Consider the following 14,886-nt stretch of genomic DNA (forward strand, 5'->3'; position numbering starts at 1 on the left):
GCCCGACCAGGAGGCTCCCAGAGCGGTCCGATAGTGCCGGTCAAACAGGTTATCCACGTTCAGCACCAGATTCATCTTGGAGTTCACTTGGTAGCCCGCCATCAGGCCCACTACGGCGTAGGTGCCTTGATAGGCATGGAATACGCCTTCATCAATTTCGATGGGGCTTTGCATATAGACCGAGGCACCCACATTCCAGCGATGCCATTGTCCGCCAGGCCGGTAGTTGGTGAACATCTTGAACAAATGGCGGGGAACTTCGTTGTTCAGGCGTTGGCCAATGCGGGCGGCATTGCTGTCCTTGGTGTAGCGCGCCAGATTGAAGGTGTAGCCACCCCCGACTTGCCAGCGCGGGGTCAGCGCACCGCTGATTTCCACATCAATCCCTTTGCTTTCAATCTCGCCAGCGGCACGCGAGCATGACAGCGGGCCACCAGCCGGGCAGTTTTCCTCGTCGGAGACGGCGCGGTTACGTTGCTTGATCTGGTAGAGAGCCAGATTGCTATTCAGGGCGCCGTCAAAGTATTCCCCCTTGATACCCACTTCCAGATTGGTGCCTGTCATAGGATCCAGCTGTTTGCCGTTATAGTCCACGGCCCCTTGTGGCTGGAAAATCTGCGCGTAACTGGCATAGACAGAGTGCTGCTCGTCCAGATCCTGCACAATGCCCGCAAAAGGTGTGAACTCGGCATTTTGGCGTACCGCTTTACGCCAGTTGCGCTGACCAAAATACCAGCCTGTGCCCTGTTGCTCGTACCAGCCCAGTCGGCCACCCAGAATCAGCTTGGTGGAGTCGGCCAGATTCAAGCGCACGGTGCTGAAGACGCCCGTGTTTTCAGAACGGTTGGCCCAAAGCATGGGGTTCGTTGTAGGCGTCATCCCGGAGTCGGGGCTTTGATTGGGGTTGAAGTTATGAGGGTCAAGAATGTATGTCCCGCCGCCTTCCCAGGGGTTGCCTGCTTTAGAAAACTCCTTGCGGTAGCTGGCCCCAACGACCAGTTCATGGTCGCGCCCCAACAAGGGAAAAGTGCCGCTTAAGGTGCCTTCCAGATTGGTTTGGCGCGTATCGTAGTCCCACCCTGTGCGGTCGAATTTGAAGCGGTTCGGGTCGTTGGCAATGCGCTGAATGTTGGGGTAGACCGAATCGGTCTCGCCGGTGGTGTGCATGGCGGCCAACTTGGCTTTCCAGCCATTGTCGAATTCGTGGTTCAGGTCCAGGAAATACGTGGCGGTTTCGCGATACTGGTGTGACCAGGCCTGCCCCCAGAATGCACTGCGTGGCATGTCCACGGGCGAGCCGTCCAAATACGACGGTTTGCCGCTGTAAATGCCGTTGGCGCGATAGCGCTGGTAGGAGGCACCCAGGCCTAGCGTAGTGCGCTCTGCCAGATCGACTTCGACAACGCCGTATAAGCTGCGATTATTGCTTTTGGAGACGTCTACAAAGCCAAGTTCTTTCTGATAGCTGCCGACCAGACGACCCCGTACCCGCTCAGTAGGGCCTATGGCTCCGCCGCCGTCAAAGGTGGCCGAGTAACGATCATGAGTTCCTACCCCCACAGATAGATTTAACAGTGGGTCCACCGTAGGGCGTTTGCGTACCAGATTCACGGCTGCCGATGGCGCGCCCACCCCATAGAGCAAGCCCGCCGCACCGCGCAGAACTTCCACCCTGTCGTACATATTCATGTCGGCAGAAATGGTGCGCATATTGAAGTTGGTGCGATCGGTGGCCTGCCCGTCAATCATCAGGTTATCCACCCCGAAGCCGCGTGCCTGGAAGGCGTATTCGTCGGCGACCCCTTCGGATTCGACCACGTACATGCCTGGCGTGTAGCGCATCACATCGCGCAGCGTATTGACGTTGTAGTCATCCAGCTGCTGACGCGTGATGACGCTGACGGATTGCGGTGTTTCGCGCGAGGACAGGTTCAGCCGGGTCGCGGTGCTCATGGACCGGGTGGTGTAGCTGCCTGTGCCTTCAGTTAGCGAGTTGGCTGCTTGTGCCCGCACAGTGACTGCACCCAGCTGTGTGACGCCAGTGGACGGTCCGCTTACTTGGGGCATCTGACGCAGCCTATAGGTGCCGTCGGTATCCGCCACAGCCGTCAGGTCCGTGCCAGCCAGCAGAGCATCCAGGGCGGCCCGTGGGGACAGGGTGCCGGAAACGCCAGGGCTGGTTTTGCCCTTCGCCAGTTCGCCGGCTCCCGCCACTAACACGCCGGAGGCACTGGCAAATCGGGCCAGCGCGGTGCTTAACGGTCCGGCAGGAATGTTGTAGCGCTGGGTGATTTGTGGGGCTGCTTGTGCCATGCGCAAGGGTTCGGCCTGGGCCTGATTGTGCCAAATGCCCAGGCTCAGTGCGCTGCTGGCTAAGGCCAGTTGAATCAGGCAGGCCAGAGGGCTTAGGCGAAAGCGAGGCTGGAATACGCGCGGGGCCTGTGAAGGGATCGCCTCACGGGCGATAGGCGGGGAATAGCCGGACATAATGAATGCTGCTCCTTGGAAGCGGGGTAAACGGCGAGAGCAGACCGGTCTGCATATGCCCTAGTCAGCCTCTGGCACAGCGACACGGGACATGATGAAACGGAGCCCTCTTTAGCTATATCGAATAAGCCAAGGAAAAGCGGAACTCGAGTTGGAGAAAATATCGGTTTTTGGCAGCACGCCGCCCAGAGGGCGGCCCTGCCTGTCCAAGGCACGCAGAATTAGCGGCCCGTTTGGGCCAGTTCAATGCTGATCCACCAAGGCAGGGTTCGTTTGATGCGGATGGGCAGCACGCCTTCCAACATACTCAGCGCCCGATCCGGTTCGGTGGCGGGATAACTGCCGATAACGGGTAGTTGCGCAGCCTCGGGCGATACGCTGAGATAGCCGCCGCGATAACGCTGCAATTCGCGCACCACATCCAGCAAGGGCGTGTTATCGGTGACGATCATGCCTTTTACCCAGTTTTGCCGTTCGGGGGCGACAGCGGCCGTATCTGCAATATGCGAACGGCTCAGGCGAGTTTGTTGGCCTGCATGCACAATACGGCTGGTCTGGCTGGAGACGGTATCGATTTGAACGGCCCCTTGATAGACGGCCAATAAGGTTTCCTGGCCATCCAGCCGTACCGTAAAACGAGTCCCCAGCGCACGTAGCTGCCCTTGGCGGGTGTTGACCAGGAAGGGGCGGTTGGCGTCGGCAGCGGTCTCGATCAATATTTCACCGGCCACCAGAGACAGCAGGCGCTGATCGGAGCGGAAATCGTGGTTCAGTGCTGTTTCAGAACTGAGCCAGACCGTTGACCCATCCGGTAGCAAGAGCTTGCGTACCTCTCCCTGCGCGGTGCGATGCTCGGCAGACCAGGCCAGTACCGTATTGGATAGCGAGGTATGTTGCCAGGCAAGCCAGCCACCCAAGCCCCCGCCAGCCAGGGCACCCAGGCCAAGCAGTAGTTGACGGCGACGCCCCAGGCGCTGGTTGGCCAGGCAGTAGCTTTGCACCGCCGTCTGTCGGCTGCTGCTGTTCTGTATGGGCTCAAAACGGCCGCTGATGCGCTCTACATACTGCCAGGCGTGACGATGCTCGGCGTGGGCTGCCAGCCAGCCCTGCCAGTTGTTCTGATCTACGGGCGAGGCCTCGCCCGAGCGCAGCAAGGCAAACCATTCCGCTGCCTGCTCCAGTGCCTTAAAGGAGGGTTCGTCAGGATGAAGTTCAGAGGAGCTCATGGGATAAAGGTTAGCTGCGGTGATCAGCGTGGTGGCTGGGACAAGCAAGGCCTTGGGTAGACCGGCGTTTCTGCTAGGGTCTGGCGGGCCTCTAGTTGTAGGCAGCACAGCATGGCCTGACTGATGTATTTGTGCACCATGCGGGTGGAGACACCCAGTGCATCTGCGATTTCCCGGTTGCTCATGCCATCGGCCATGGCCATGAAAAACGCATTGCCCACCTTGGCGGGTAACGTGCGCAACATGCTGTCTATCTCGTGCAGCGCCTCCAGCACCAGGGCCTGATGCTCGGCTGAAGGTGCCAGCGCTGCCGGACGGTTAGCCAGTTCTTCCAGCCAGGCCTGTTCAATTTGACGACGCCGCCACAGGTCTACGCACATGCCATTGGCCATCAGCCGTAAATAGACCCGTGCTTCGGGTTCGCTGCCGAAATGGCGGGGTTTTTGCAGTAGTCGCACAAAAACGTCTTGTGCCAGGTCGGCAGCGTCTAAGGAATTACCTAACCGTCGTCGCAGCCAACCGTGCAGCCAGCCATGGTAGTTCCGGTACAGCGATTCCGTGTCTGGCGAGAAGGAGGCGTTGTGCATGATGCGGTCCAGTGGTGCCTGCTCGACCAGTAAAACGGTAGAGGTTCGGGCATTGATAACTGAGAATAATTCTCAATTATCAGAAAAAACCGCCCATTCGGCAAGCTGCCGTGGGCGGTTTCACTGTTGCATCATCAGCGATCAGGGCTGATCGCGCCCTTCTTCTACCGCGTGGCAAGCTACTTCATGCTCGTTTATTTTCAGCAAGGCAGGCGCCTCGCGGCGGCAGCGATCATTGGCCAGCGGGCAGCGTGGATGGAAGGTGCAGCCCGATGGAGGGTTCAGCGGGTTGGGCACTTCACCGGCTACTGGGATGCGACTTTTGCCCGCTCCGCTCATGTCGGGAATGGCTCCCAGCAGCATGCGCGTATAGGGATGGCGAGGCTGCGCGAATAAATCGTCGCGTGGCGCAATTTCCACAATCCGGCCCAGATACATCACCCCGACCCGGTCGGCCACGTGGTGCACCACCGCCAGATTGTGGGAAATGAACAGATAGGTCAGGCCCAATTCGCGCTGCAAATCCTTCATCAGGTTCAGCACCTGCGCCTGTACCGACACGTCCAATGCCGAGGTTGGTTCGTCGCAGACGATGAATTCCGGTTGCAGGGCCAGGGCGCGGGCAATGGAAATACGCTGGCGCTGGCCGCCGGAAAACTGATGCGGGTAGCGCTGTGCATCGTTGGCGTTCAGGCCCACTTGCGTCAGCAGTTCGGCCACTTTGGCGTCTTGCTGGGCGCTGCTCATATTGGTGTGGGTGACCAGCGGCTCGGCAATGATGCGGCCTACGCGCCAGCGTGGATTCAGGCTGGCATAGGGGTCCTGGAAAATCATCTGACGGCGCTTGCGCATGGCTTGTTTGCTGGCTTTATCCATGGACTGCATGGATTGGCCGTCAAACAGAATTTCGCCGCGCGTCAGCGAATACAGACCCGTTAGCAAACGGGCCACCGTGGATTTACCACAGCCCGATTCGCCTACCAATGCCAGGGTTTCACCTTTGTTCAAGGTGAAGCTGACGCCATCGACGGCGCGCAGATTCACTTTAGGTTTACGGTAGACCAGACGTTCCAGCAGAGGCGGGGAAACATCAAACCAACAGGCGGCGTCCTTGACCTGGACCAGGGCTTGTTTAGGGGCGCTCATGCGGACTCCTGTGCATGCAGCCAACAGGCCGCCTGTGTCTGGGGGGGAACGGGCATCAGCTCGGGGCGTTCGGCCAGACAGCGATCAAAACGGCGGTCACAACGCGGATTGAAAGCACAGCCAGCGGGAATCGCGTTCAGGCGCGGCATGCTGCCGGGGATTTGCTCCAGCCGTTCCAGCCCGGCGTGCAGGCTGGGAATGGAGCGCATCAAACCACGGGTATAGGGGTGGCTGGGCTTCTGGATGACATCTTGTACCGGACCAATCTCGATAACGCGACCGGCGTACATGACGGCCACACGGTCTGCCGTTTCAGCAATGACTCCCATATCGTGGGTAATCAGCATGACCGAGGTGCCTTGCGAGCGACAGAGCTTTTTCAGCAGATCGATAATCTGCGCTTGAATGGACACGTCCAGCGCAGTGGTGGGCTCGTCGGCCACGATCAGCTTGGGCTCGGCCGCCAGGGCTAGGGCAATGACCACACGCTGGCGCATACCGCCGGAGAACTGATGCGGGTAATGGTTGATCCGTTCGCGGGCAGCCGGGATGCCGGTGGCCTCCAGCAGTTCGATGGCACGCTCCTGGGCCTGTTTCCAGGACAGGGGCAGGTGCGTCACGATGGTTTCAGCCAATTGATGACCCACGGTGTACAGCGGGTTCAGCGAGGTGAGCGGGTCCTGGAAGATCGCACCGATCTGGCGGCCGCGAATCTTGCGCATCTGATCCTGGTTCAGATTGTCGATGCGTTGGCCCTCCAGCAGAATTTGCCCGCCGCTGATGCGGCCGGGGGCATCCAGCAAACCAATAATGGCGGAACCTGTCAGGGATTTACCTGCGCCCGATTCCCCCACCACACCCAGTACTTCACCGGGGGCAATGGAAAAGGACACCTGGTCCAGGGCCTGGAGCACGCCACGCCGGGTCGGAAATTCGACACAGAGGTCTTGAACAGTTAAGAGTGCAGTCATGGCTCAGCTCAGTTTGGGGTTCAAGGCGTCACGCAACCAGTCGCCCAATAAGTTGACCGACAGCACCAGCAGCACCAGCATCAGGCCGGGGAAAATCGTGATCCACCACTCGCCCGAAAACAGGAAGTCGTTGCCGACCCGGATCAGCGTACCCAAAGAAGGCGAGGTCGCCGGCACGCCCACACCCAGAAAGGACAGCGTGGCTTCGGTAATGATGGCGGTGGCCAGATGCACGGTGGCCAGCACCAGTACCGGCCCCATCACGTTGGGCAGCACATGGCTGAACATGATGCGGGACGAGGACACGCCAATGACGCGGGCGGCCTGTACGTATTCACGGTTTTTCTCGACCAGGGTAGAGCCGCGCACGGTACGGGCATATTGCGGCCAACCGGCCAGGGCAATAGCCCCGATCAGCACCGGGAAGGCGACCACATCATGCATGTTCAAAGGGAACACGGCACGGGCGACACCGTCGATCAAGAGCGCAATCAGAATGGCAGGAAAGGACAGCTGTACATCGGCCACACGCATGATGAAGGCATCCACGCGGCCACCGGAGTATCCAGCCACAAGGCCCAGCACAATGCCCACGATCATGGACAAGGCGACGGAGGCCAGACCAATCAGCAAGGAGGTACGGGTGCCGTACAGCAGGGCCGAGTATAGGTCGCGGCCCTGGCTGTCTGTGCCCAGCCAATATTGGGACGAGCCGTTTTCGGACCAGGCGGGCGCCAGCAAGGCGTCCATCAAGTCAATCGAGGTCAGGTCAAAGGGATCAAAGGGGGCGACCCAGCGTGCACCCAGTGCGCCGATAAACAGCAGCAAGGCCATTATGGTGGCCACAATGGCGACGGGGGAGTGACGCCAGGACCAGATCAGATCGCTATCCCAGGTGGTTTTTAATTTAGCGAACATATTAGTGCCCCTTGGCGCCCGACAACTGGGTGCGCAGACGTGGATCGACCAGGAAGTACAGCAGGTCTACCAGCAGGTTGATCACAACAAATACCAGGGCAATCAGACAGAGGTATGCGGCCATGACGGGGATGTCGGCAAATTGCACGGCCTGTATAAACAGCAGACCCATGCCAGGCCATTGGAAAACGGTTTCCGTCACGATGGCAAAAGCGATGATGCCGCCCAGCTGCAAACCCGTAATGGTGATAACTGGCACCATGGTGTTTTTCAGGGCATGGCCAAAGTGGATGGCGCGTTGCGACAGGCCGCGGGCGCGGGCGAACTTGATGTAATCGGCGCGCAGTACTTCCAGCATCTCGGAGCGCACCAGACGCAGGATCAGCGTGAGCTGGAACAAACAGAGCGTAATAGAGGGCAGAATCAGGTGTTTGATGCCGTCCCAACTAAGCAGACCGGTGCTCCACCAACCCAGTTTCATGACCTCGCCCCGGCCATAGCTGGGCAGCCAGCCTAGCTGAACCGAGAAGATCAGGATCAGCAAGATACCGATCAGGAAAGTGGGCAGTGAAATCCCCAGCAGGGAAAAGGCCAGAATGCTTTGTGCCATGAAGCCATTGCGTTTCAAGGCGGTGTACACGCCTAGTGGCAAACCAATCAGCAAGGCTAGTATGGCGGCCACCACAGACAGTTCAACGGTGGCGGGCAGGCGGTCTTTGAGCAGGGTGGAGACAGGCTGGGCTTGCCGTAACGACAGGCCAAACTCACCTTGGGCGGCTTGGGAAACAAAGCGCCCGAATTGAACCGGAGCGGGTTGATCCAGGCCAAGGCTGGCGCGCAGTTCCACGCGATCTTGTTCAGTGGCGTCCTGTCCCAGCATGATGGTGACCGGGTCGCCAATATAGCGAAACAGCACAAAGGCCAGCAGGCTAACCGTCAGCATCACCAGAACAGCCTGGATCAGACGGCGAATAATAAATACCAACATAGGCGGTCTCCTGGTGCAGCGCGAGGATCACTCGCGACCAGTGTCGTCCTTAATGTGTAGAAATGGCCCGGCAAGGGGGCTGGTGTAGAAGTAATGACTACAAGGTGATTGGAACCCGCCCCGCGTGTAGGCGGGGACGGGTTCTAAGAAGGCTTACTGAATGGTAGTCCACTGAGCCAGCATGCGGTTGTCCGCACGGTGAATCACGTTAACTTTCTTGGCCATGGCCCAAGGAATGATCTGGTCATGTAGCGGGATATGGCCCACTTCCTTGGCGTGAATCTCCAGAACCTTGTGAATCGCGGCATCGCGCTTGGCGGTGTCGGTCTCGGTTTTGATCTGGTCGATCAGGGCGTCCACTTCGGCGTTTTCGTAGCCACCAAAGTTAAAGGAGCCGTCAGCGCCCTCGCCCTTGCTGTGCATCAGGCTTTGCAGGGTGTACAGCGCATCAAAAGTAGGCACGCCCCAGCCAAACATATAGGCGCTGGAGTCATAGCTTTGGACTTTGGGGAAGTAGGTGGCGCGTGGCATGGCGTTCAGATTGGCCTTAACGCCGACCTTGGCCCACATGCCCACAATGGCTTGGCAAACGGCTTCATCGTTGATGTAGCGATCGTTCGGGCAGTCCAGTGTGAAGGTCAGGGAGTTGTCGTAACCGGCTTCTTTCAGCAGTTCCTTGGCACGGTCCTGGCTGTAAGGAAGGCGTTGTGCCAGTTCCTTGGTGTAGCCGTGAACCTGAGGGGCCACCATGGTGCCGGTGGGGGCGGACGAACCGCGCATTACGGCTTTCTTGATGGCTTCGATGTCGATAGCGACGTACAGGGCCTCGCGCACACGCTGGTCAGCAAAAGGGTTCTTACCCTTGATGCTGCTGTATTTCAGCTCGGGGTTCTTTTGGTCCAGACCCAGGTAAATGGTGCGGTATTCGTTACCTTCCACAATCTTGGTTTGTTGGCGCAGACGCTGCAAATCTTGTGCAGGGGGGTCCAGAACCAGATCCACTTCGCCGGACAGCAAGGCGGCGGTACGGGTTGCGTTTTGCTTGATCGGAACGTAGATCACTTCCGTTACGTTGCCGACTTTATTGCCCTTGTTCCACCACTCTTCGTTTTCCACAAAGACGGTGCGCACGTCCACTTCACGCGATTTCAGCTTGTAAGGGCCAGTGCCGTTAGTATTGCGGGCCGAGAAGGTTTCTTCATTCTTGTTGAAGTCCTGCGGCTGGGTCACATTGTTCTTTTCCGACCAGGCCTTGTTCATCATGAACACGCTGGTCAACTGACGCAGCAAGACAGGGTTGGGGGCGGAGGTAATGATGTCGACGGTCTTGTCGTCAATTTTCTCTGCTTTGACGACACCGTTGACGTAGGCTTTGAAATTGGAGGTGGGAGCCATAGCGCGCTGGACGGAGAACACCACGTCATCAGCCGTAAAGGGGGCGCCATCATGGAATTTCACCCCTTCGCGCAAGGTAAAGCGCCAGACGGTGGGCTCACGCTGCTCCCAGGAAGTGGCCAGGCCCGGCACAATCTGGAAGTCCTTGTCGTAATCGACCAGCGCTTCATAGATATACATGCTGCCGGTAATCGTCAGGTTTTCGTTTTGTGCGTGCGGGTCCAGGGTCATGAAGTCGCCCTGGCTGGACCAGGTAAGCGTCTTGCTGTGGCCCACCATGGGCAGAGTGACCAAGGCTGCCAGCGCAGCAGCCATTACTGTTTTTTTCATGAAAACCTCCTGATGGGGTAATTGAGGTCGCTGATAGTGAGGCTGCATAGTAACCGGGCGATTGGCACCGATTCAATACGTAGTTTCAGCCTGCTGTCAGCTTAATGATGTTTTGTGATTTATATCATCCTGCCGCTTATTCAGCGGCCCTCAGTAGATAGCCGACTTGTCGCTATAATGGTGTATGCATATACAGTTATCGGGCTAATTAACGTCGTGGCGCAAGAAGAAAAACCGTTGGAGCGGCGTATCGCTCACGTGGATATGGATGCGTTTTACGCATCGGTGGAGCTGCTGCGCTACCCACATTTGCGTGGCAGCCCGGTGGTCATAGGCGGGCGCAGCGCCGATGCCCCGCGTCAGTTGCCCGATGGGAGCTGGCAGCACTCACGTCTGGCGGATTATGTGGGGCGCGGCGTTGCCACCACGTCTACGTACGAAGCCCGCCAGTTGGGGGTGTTCTCCGCCATGGGTTTAATGAAGGCCGCTCAGCTGGCCCCCGAAGCCATCTTATTGCCTGCTGATTTTCAAGCTTATCGTCATTATTCCCGATTGTTTAAACAGGCTGTAGCGACTATCTCGGACTATATCGAAGATCGCGGCATTGACGAGATCTACGTAGACCTGAGCCGTAGAAGTGAAGACAGCCACGATTTGGCCGAGCAGATTCGTCAGGCGGTGAACCAGGCCACGGGGCTGACCTGTTCGGTGGGCATCACGCCCAATAAGCTGCTGTCCAAGATCGCCTCGGAACTGAACAAGCCCAATGGCGCCTGTGTGCTGACCATGGAGGATGTCCCTACCCGCATCTGGCCGCTGGCCGTGGGTAAGATCAACGGCATTGGCCCCAAATCGGTGCTGAAGCTGACAGAAATGGGCATACAACATATTGGGGAACTGGCTGCCACCCCCGCTGAAAAACTGCAGGACCACTTTGGCCTGCGTTACGCACAGTGGTTGATGGCCGTTGCCCAAGGCCAGGACGAGCGGCCCTTGTCTACGGATCGCACGCCCAAGTCCATCAGCCGAGAAACGACGTTTGAGCGCGATTTGCATGTACGCATGGATCGGGCGCGTTTGTCGGCCGTGCTGGAATCCCTGTGCGAGAAGCTGGAGGAGGATTTACGCAAATCCGCCATGTGTGCACAAACCATAGGTATCAAGCTGAAATTTGAGGATTTCAAAACCGTGACGCGGGACTTGTCCCTGACCGCCCCGGTGCTGGCTTCCGACGCCATCCTGGCTGCTGCCCGTCAGAACCTGAAACGCGCCGTGCTCGATCGACGCTTGCGCCTGCTGGGCGTCAAAGCCAGCGCGCTGTTGCCGATCAGCGAAATGCCACAGGAACAGCCCCGACAACTGGATCTGGATGGCTTGTTCTGATTAGTCGCTGCCACTCCACGCACGGATAGCAGGCTTGGTAATCAAGCGGTTGCTTACGTTAATACCAGCCTTCAGGCCTCAAGCAAAACAGCGCGGCTCCCTTCGATAAACCAGGAGCCGCGCTGTTTTGGCATCAACTTGTACCAGAAAAGGGACAATCCATAGTCAGATCGTCATTGTCCCAGGCATAAGCGTCCTGCAGGGGGTGTGCTGCGTTAGAATTAATTGTCCAGCCGCCGGGCTGGTTTCTTTTTTCTTTTTTCATCAAGGTTTGCCGTTATGGAATTCGATCGGGCCGGTGTACGTGCATTAATGGAAATTACCCAGCGTCCGGAGTTGGTCTTTGTGCGAGGAGAAGGTTCCTGGCTGCAAGATCACAACGGCAAGCGATACCTGGACACTGTCCAGGGCTGGGCCGTGAACGCGCTGGGCCATAGCCCTGCCAATGTCATCAAGGCCATCACCGAACAAGCGTCCAAGCTGATCAACCCCTCGCCTGCGTTCTACAACGAACCGTCGATTGAGTTGGCCAAGCGCATTGTGGAACACTCCTGCTTTGATCGCGTGTTCTTTGCCAATAGCGGTGGCGAGGCCAACGAAGGCGCCATCAAGCTGGCTCGCAAATGGGGTCAGATCAACAAGAACAACGCGTTCAAGATCATCTCCTTTGAGCACTCTTTCCACGGCCGTACCCTGGCAACCATGTCCTTGTCCGGCAAACCGGGCTGGGATCGCATGTTCGCCCCTCAGGTCGACGGTTTTCCGAAAGCCAAGTTGAATGATCTGGAATCCGTACGTGCTTTGATCGACGATCAAACCGTGGGCATCATGCTTGAACCTATCCAGGGCGAAGCGGGTGTTATTCCTGCGACGGTGGAATTCATGCAAGGTCTGCGTGCCTTGGCGGACGAGCACAAATTGCTCTTGATCGTGGACGAAGTGCAAACCGGCATGGGCCGCACCGGTACCCTGTTTGGTTACGAGCACTCGGGCATCCGTCCTGACATCATGACCTTGGGTAAAGGCATTGGTGGTGGCGTGCCGCTGGCCGCCCTGTGCGCTCGCGAAGAAGTGTCGTGCTTCCAACCGGGTGATCAAGGCGGTACCTACAACGGTAACCCCCTGATGACTGCCGCTGGCGTGGCTGTATTCGACGAACTGATGGCTCCTGGCTTCATGGAGTCGGTCAATGCGCGTGCCAAGCAGTTGTCCGAAGGCTTGCTGGTGATCAGCGCCAAATGGGGTATGAATGGCGAGCGTGGTGAAGGCCTGCTGCGTGCTTTGATGCTGGACCAGGATGATGGTCCAGAAATCGTGGCTGCCGCTCGTGACCGTGCGCCTGAAGGCATGTTGCTGAATTCACCACGTCCTAACCTGCTGCGCTTCATGCCTGCCCTGAACATCACGGCCGACGAAGTCGACCTGATCCTGGCATGGCTGGACGAGATCCTGGTTAAGGTTCGCGGTTAAACGACTAGCCTGTCTTAAAGAAATCCGCCTTCGGGCGGATTTTTTTGGTCGTCAGATGCTGCAGGGATGGGTAGCTCAAGCCCGTTCTGCTAACTCAAACGCGCATGAAATATCACAGAATCCATCTTTTGGAGTACTAAGTTTATTTTTAAAAATTATATAAATATCAATAACTTGGGGTAATTTAAATGAGTAATTAGCCCGCATAAGTAAATGATTGTTCTGTTGTGGTGCGGGGGGCATGGAGTCGATGTAATAGAAGCTTCTAAGATTTGCCTGTCTCAGCAGGCCAACTATGTGAGGCACTGTTTACCATGCTCCAGCATCTGTCCAAATTCATCGTAGCGAGTGCCCTTGTACTGGCTGTTTCCCCTGCCTCTGCCGCTGACTCTTTACGCATTGGTGTCGTGCCCGGTGCTTATGCCGACTCCATCAATGCCGCCGCTAAAGACGCCAAGGCGCAAGGCATTAATGTCGAGGTGATCGAGTTCACCGATTGGACCACCCCTAATGTGGCGGTGGATAACGGCGACATTGATATCAATTACTTTCAGCACCAGCCTTTCCTGAATAACGCCATCGAGAAAAACGGCTACAAGCTGGCCAGCGCCGGGACGGGAATCTTGGCGAACGTGGGTGTGTATTCGCTTAAACACCAAGCGGTGGATCAAGTGCCTCAAGGTGGCAAGGTTGGCATTGCCAATGATCCGGTCAACCAAGGCCGTGGCTTGTTGCTGCTGCAAAAAGTGGGGCTGATCAAGCTCAAGCCCGAAGTGGGCTATTTGGGCAGTCTGGATGATATTGTCGAGAACCCCAAGAAGCTCAGCTTTGTCGAGGTTGAAGGCCCGCAGCTGGTGCGGATTACGGGCGATGTGGATATTGCCCAGGGATACCCGCATTTTATTGTGGCGGCCAAGGCCTTTGATCCCTCCAGTGGCTTGGCGTATTCCGGTATTGAAGATGCGCAGTTTGCGATCCAGTTTGTCGTGAAAGCCGACCGCGCTCAGGACCCTGTCATTCAAAAGTTCATTTCCATCTATCAAAACTCCCAGTCTGTGCGTGATGTGTCGCGTGCGGCCTTTAATAATGACGATCGCCTCTACACCCTGGCCTGGCTGAATGCGCAAGGGGGGGCGAAGTAATGGCTGCCACTTTCTCACGCCGCTTGCAGCGCTGGGCGCTGGGCTTTCTGGTCGCGGCGGCCGTACCTCTCAGCAGCTCTGCCGCTGTCATCAAAGTGGGCTCCATACCGGGCGCAACCTCGGATGCGGTGCAGGCCTTGATCCCGGAAGGCAAGAAGCACGGTCTTGACATTCAGCTGGTGGAATTCACGGATTGGACGCTGCCTAATGAAGCCCTCAATAACCGCGATATTGATGTGAATTTCTTCCAGCACGAAGCGTTTTTGCAGAATGCCATTAAAGAGCGTGGCTATAGCCTGGAGCTGATTGGGCTGGGCTTGCTGCAGAACATTGGCTTGTACTCGAACAAATACCAGTCCTTGGACCAGGTGCCCAAGGGTGCCACGGTTTCTTTACCTAATGATCCCGTCAATCAGGGACGCGGCCTGTTGCTGCTGCAAAAAGCAGGCTTGATCACGCTACGCCATGGTCTGGATACGGGTGCCACGGTCAATGATGTGGTGGACAACCCCAAGCAGATCAAGCTGGTGGAAATTGAGGGCCCGCAGCTGATTCACTCCCTGCCGGATGTGGATTTGGCGGTGGTCTGGCCCAGTTATTTTGTCAGCGCAGGCCGTAAGGCAGACGCGGGCAAGGCACTGGCGTATTCCGGAATTGCAGACACCTTTTATGCGATGGGTTTTGTGACGCGCAAAGATCGCATCAATGACCCGGCCCTGAAGCAGTTCGTGGAACTGTTCCAGCAGTCGCAGGCGGTGCGCAACACCATTGCCGATCGCTTTGATCACAACCCCCATCTGTACACCTTGCCCTGGCAAGGCAGCCGCGCAGCGAGTCAGTGAT

At 57.5% G+C, this 14,886-nt stretch carries 12 protein-coding genes; 4 read left to right on the forward strand and 8 right to left on the reverse strand.

Features of this window, described 5'->3' with window-relative positions:
- From IE156_RS16330 to IE156_RS16365, 8 genes are all read right to left on the reverse strand, one after another.
- On the reverse strand, positions 1-2,487 hold a 2,487-nt coding region (locus IE156_RS16330), incomplete at its 3' end, for a TonB-dependent siderophore receptor (RefSeq protein WP_189393705.1).
- A gap of 221 nt (positions 2,488-2,708) precedes the next feature.
- Positions 2,709-3,713: a FecR domain-containing protein gene (locus IE156_RS16335; RefSeq protein ID WP_189393706.1), complete on the reverse strand. Its 1,005-nt coding sequence runs from the start codon at positions 3,711-3,713 to the stop codon at positions 2,709-2,711.
- Between the two features lie 23 nt (positions 3,714-3,736).
- Positions 3,737-4,300, reverse strand: a complete 564-nt coding sequence (locus tag IE156_RS16340) for a sigma-70 family RNA polymerase sigma factor (protein WP_189393707.1) — start codon at positions 4,298-4,300, stop codon at positions 3,737-3,739.
- A gap of 141 nt (positions 4,301-4,441) precedes the next feature.
- Complete coding sequence (locus IE156_RS16345; protein WP_189393708.1) at positions 4,442-5,446, reverse strand: ABC transporter ATP-binding protein; 1,005 nt, start codon at positions 5,444-5,446, stop codon at positions 4,442-4,444.
- Positions 5,443-6,417 carry an ABC transporter ATP-binding protein gene (locus tag IE156_RS16350; protein ID WP_189393709.1) on the reverse strand — a complete coding sequence of 325 codons (975 nt, stop codon included), beginning with the start codon at positions 6,415-6,417 and terminating at the stop codon, positions 5,443-5,445. The genes IE156_RS16345 and IE156_RS16350 overlap by 4 nt, the downstream gene beginning before the upstream one ends.
- Positions 6,418-6,420: 3 nt before the next feature.
- Positions 6,421-7,335 (reverse strand): ABC transporter permease, encoded by a 915-nt coding sequence (locus IE156_RS16355; RefSeq protein ID WP_189393710.1) that lies wholly within the window; start codon positions 7,333-7,335, stop codon positions 6,421-6,423.
- Position 7,336: 1 nt separating this feature from the next.
- Positions 7,337-8,323 carry an ABC transporter permease gene (locus IE156_RS16360; RefSeq protein WP_189393711.1) on the reverse strand — a complete coding sequence of 329 codons (987 nt, stop codon included), beginning with the start codon at positions 8,321-8,323 and terminating at the stop codon, positions 7,337-7,339.
- Positions 8,324-8,476: 153 nt separating this feature from the next.
- Positions 8,477-10,048, reverse strand: a complete 1,572-nt coding sequence (locus tag IE156_RS16365) for an ABC transporter substrate-binding protein (protein ID WP_189393712.1) — start codon at positions 10,046-10,048, stop codon at positions 8,477-8,479.
- A 177-nt stretch (positions 10,049-10,225) separates the two neighbouring features.
- Between IE156_RS16365 and dinB the strand changes: the two genes are divergently transcribed.
- The 4 genes from dinB (at position 10,226) to IE156_RS16385 (ending at position 14,885) form a co-directional block, all read left to right on the forward strand.
- On the forward strand, positions 10,226-11,431 hold the full coding sequence (dinB, locus tag IE156_RS16370) for a DNA polymerase IV (protein WP_189393713.1): 1,206 nt from the start codon (positions 10,226-10,228) through the stop codon (positions 11,429-11,431).
- 279 nt (positions 11,432-11,710) lie between these two features.
- A complete protein-coding gene (locus IE156_RS16375) occupies positions 11,711-12,901 on the forward strand; it encodes an acetylornithine transaminase (RefSeq protein WP_189393714.1) in 1,191 nt (396 codons plus the stop codon).
- Positions 12,902-13,215: 314 nt separating this feature from the next.
- Positions 13,216-14,043 (forward strand): MetQ/NlpA family ABC transporter substrate-binding protein, encoded by an 828-nt coding sequence (locus IE156_RS16380; RefSeq protein ID WP_189393715.1) that lies wholly within the window; start codon positions 13,216-13,218, stop codon positions 14,041-14,043.
- Positions 14,043-14,885, forward strand: a complete 843-nt coding sequence (locus IE156_RS16385; RefSeq protein WP_189393716.1) for a MetQ/NlpA family ABC transporter substrate-binding protein — start codon at positions 14,043-14,045, stop codon at positions 14,883-14,885. Before IE156_RS16380 ends, IE156_RS16385 begins: the two co-directional genes overlap by 1 nt.
- Position 14,886: the final 1 nt, after the last annotated feature.

It is taken from the genome of Alcaligenes pakistanensis, from assembly GCF_014652815.1.
In the GTDB taxonomy this organism is placed as follows: Bacteria; Pseudomonadota; Gammaproteobacteria; order Burkholderiales; family Burkholderiaceae_B; genus Alcaligenes; species Alcaligenes pakistanensis.

What these genes read in the sequence shown, in the direction of transcription:
- IE156_RS16335 (WP_189393706.1), bottom strand. Translation starts at nt 3,713, where the DNA reads ATGAGCTCCTCTGAACTTCATCCTGACGAACCCTCCTTTAAGGCACTG.
- IE156_RS16340 (WP_189393707.1), bottom strand. Translation starts at nt 4,300, where the DNA reads ATGCACAACGCCTCCTTCTCGCCAGACACGGAATCGCTGTACCGGAAC.
- IE156_RS16345 (WP_189393708.1), bottom strand. Translation starts at nt 5,446, where the DNA reads ATGAGCGCCCCTAAACAAGCCCTGGTCCAGGTCAAGGACGCCGCCTGT.
- IE156_RS16350 (WP_189393709.1), bottom strand. Translation starts at nt 6,417, where the DNA reads ATGACTGCACTCTTAACTGTTCAAGACCTCTGTGTCGAATTTCCGACC.
- IE156_RS16355 (WP_189393710.1), bottom strand. Translation starts at nt 7,335, where the DNA reads ATGTTCGCTAAATTAAAAACCACCTGGGATAGCGATCTGATCTGGTCC.
- IE156_RS16360 (WP_189393711.1), bottom strand. Translation starts at nt 8,323, where the DNA reads ATGTTGGTATTTATTATTCGCCGTCTGATCCAGGCTGTTCTGGTGATG.
- IE156_RS16365 (WP_189393712.1), bottom strand. Translation starts at nt 10,048, where the DNA reads ATGAAAAAAACAGTAATGGCTGCTGCGCTGGCAGCCTTGGTCACTCTG.
- dinB (WP_189393713.1), top strand. Translation starts at nt 10,226, where the DNA reads ATGGTGTATGCATATACAGTTATCGGGCTAATTAACGTCGTGGCGCAA.
- IE156_RS16375 (WP_189393714.1), top strand. Translation starts at nt 11,711, where the DNA reads ATGGAATTCGATCGGGCCGGTGTACGTGCATTAATGGAAATTACCCAG.
- IE156_RS16380 (WP_189393715.1), top strand. Translation starts at nt 13,216, where the DNA reads ATGCTCCAGCATCTGTCCAAATTCATCGTAGCGAGTGCCCTTGTACTG.
- IE156_RS16385 (WP_189393716.1), top strand. Translation starts at nt 14,043, where the DNA reads ATGGCTGCCACTTTCTCACGCCGCTTGCAGCGCTGGGCGCTGGGCTTT.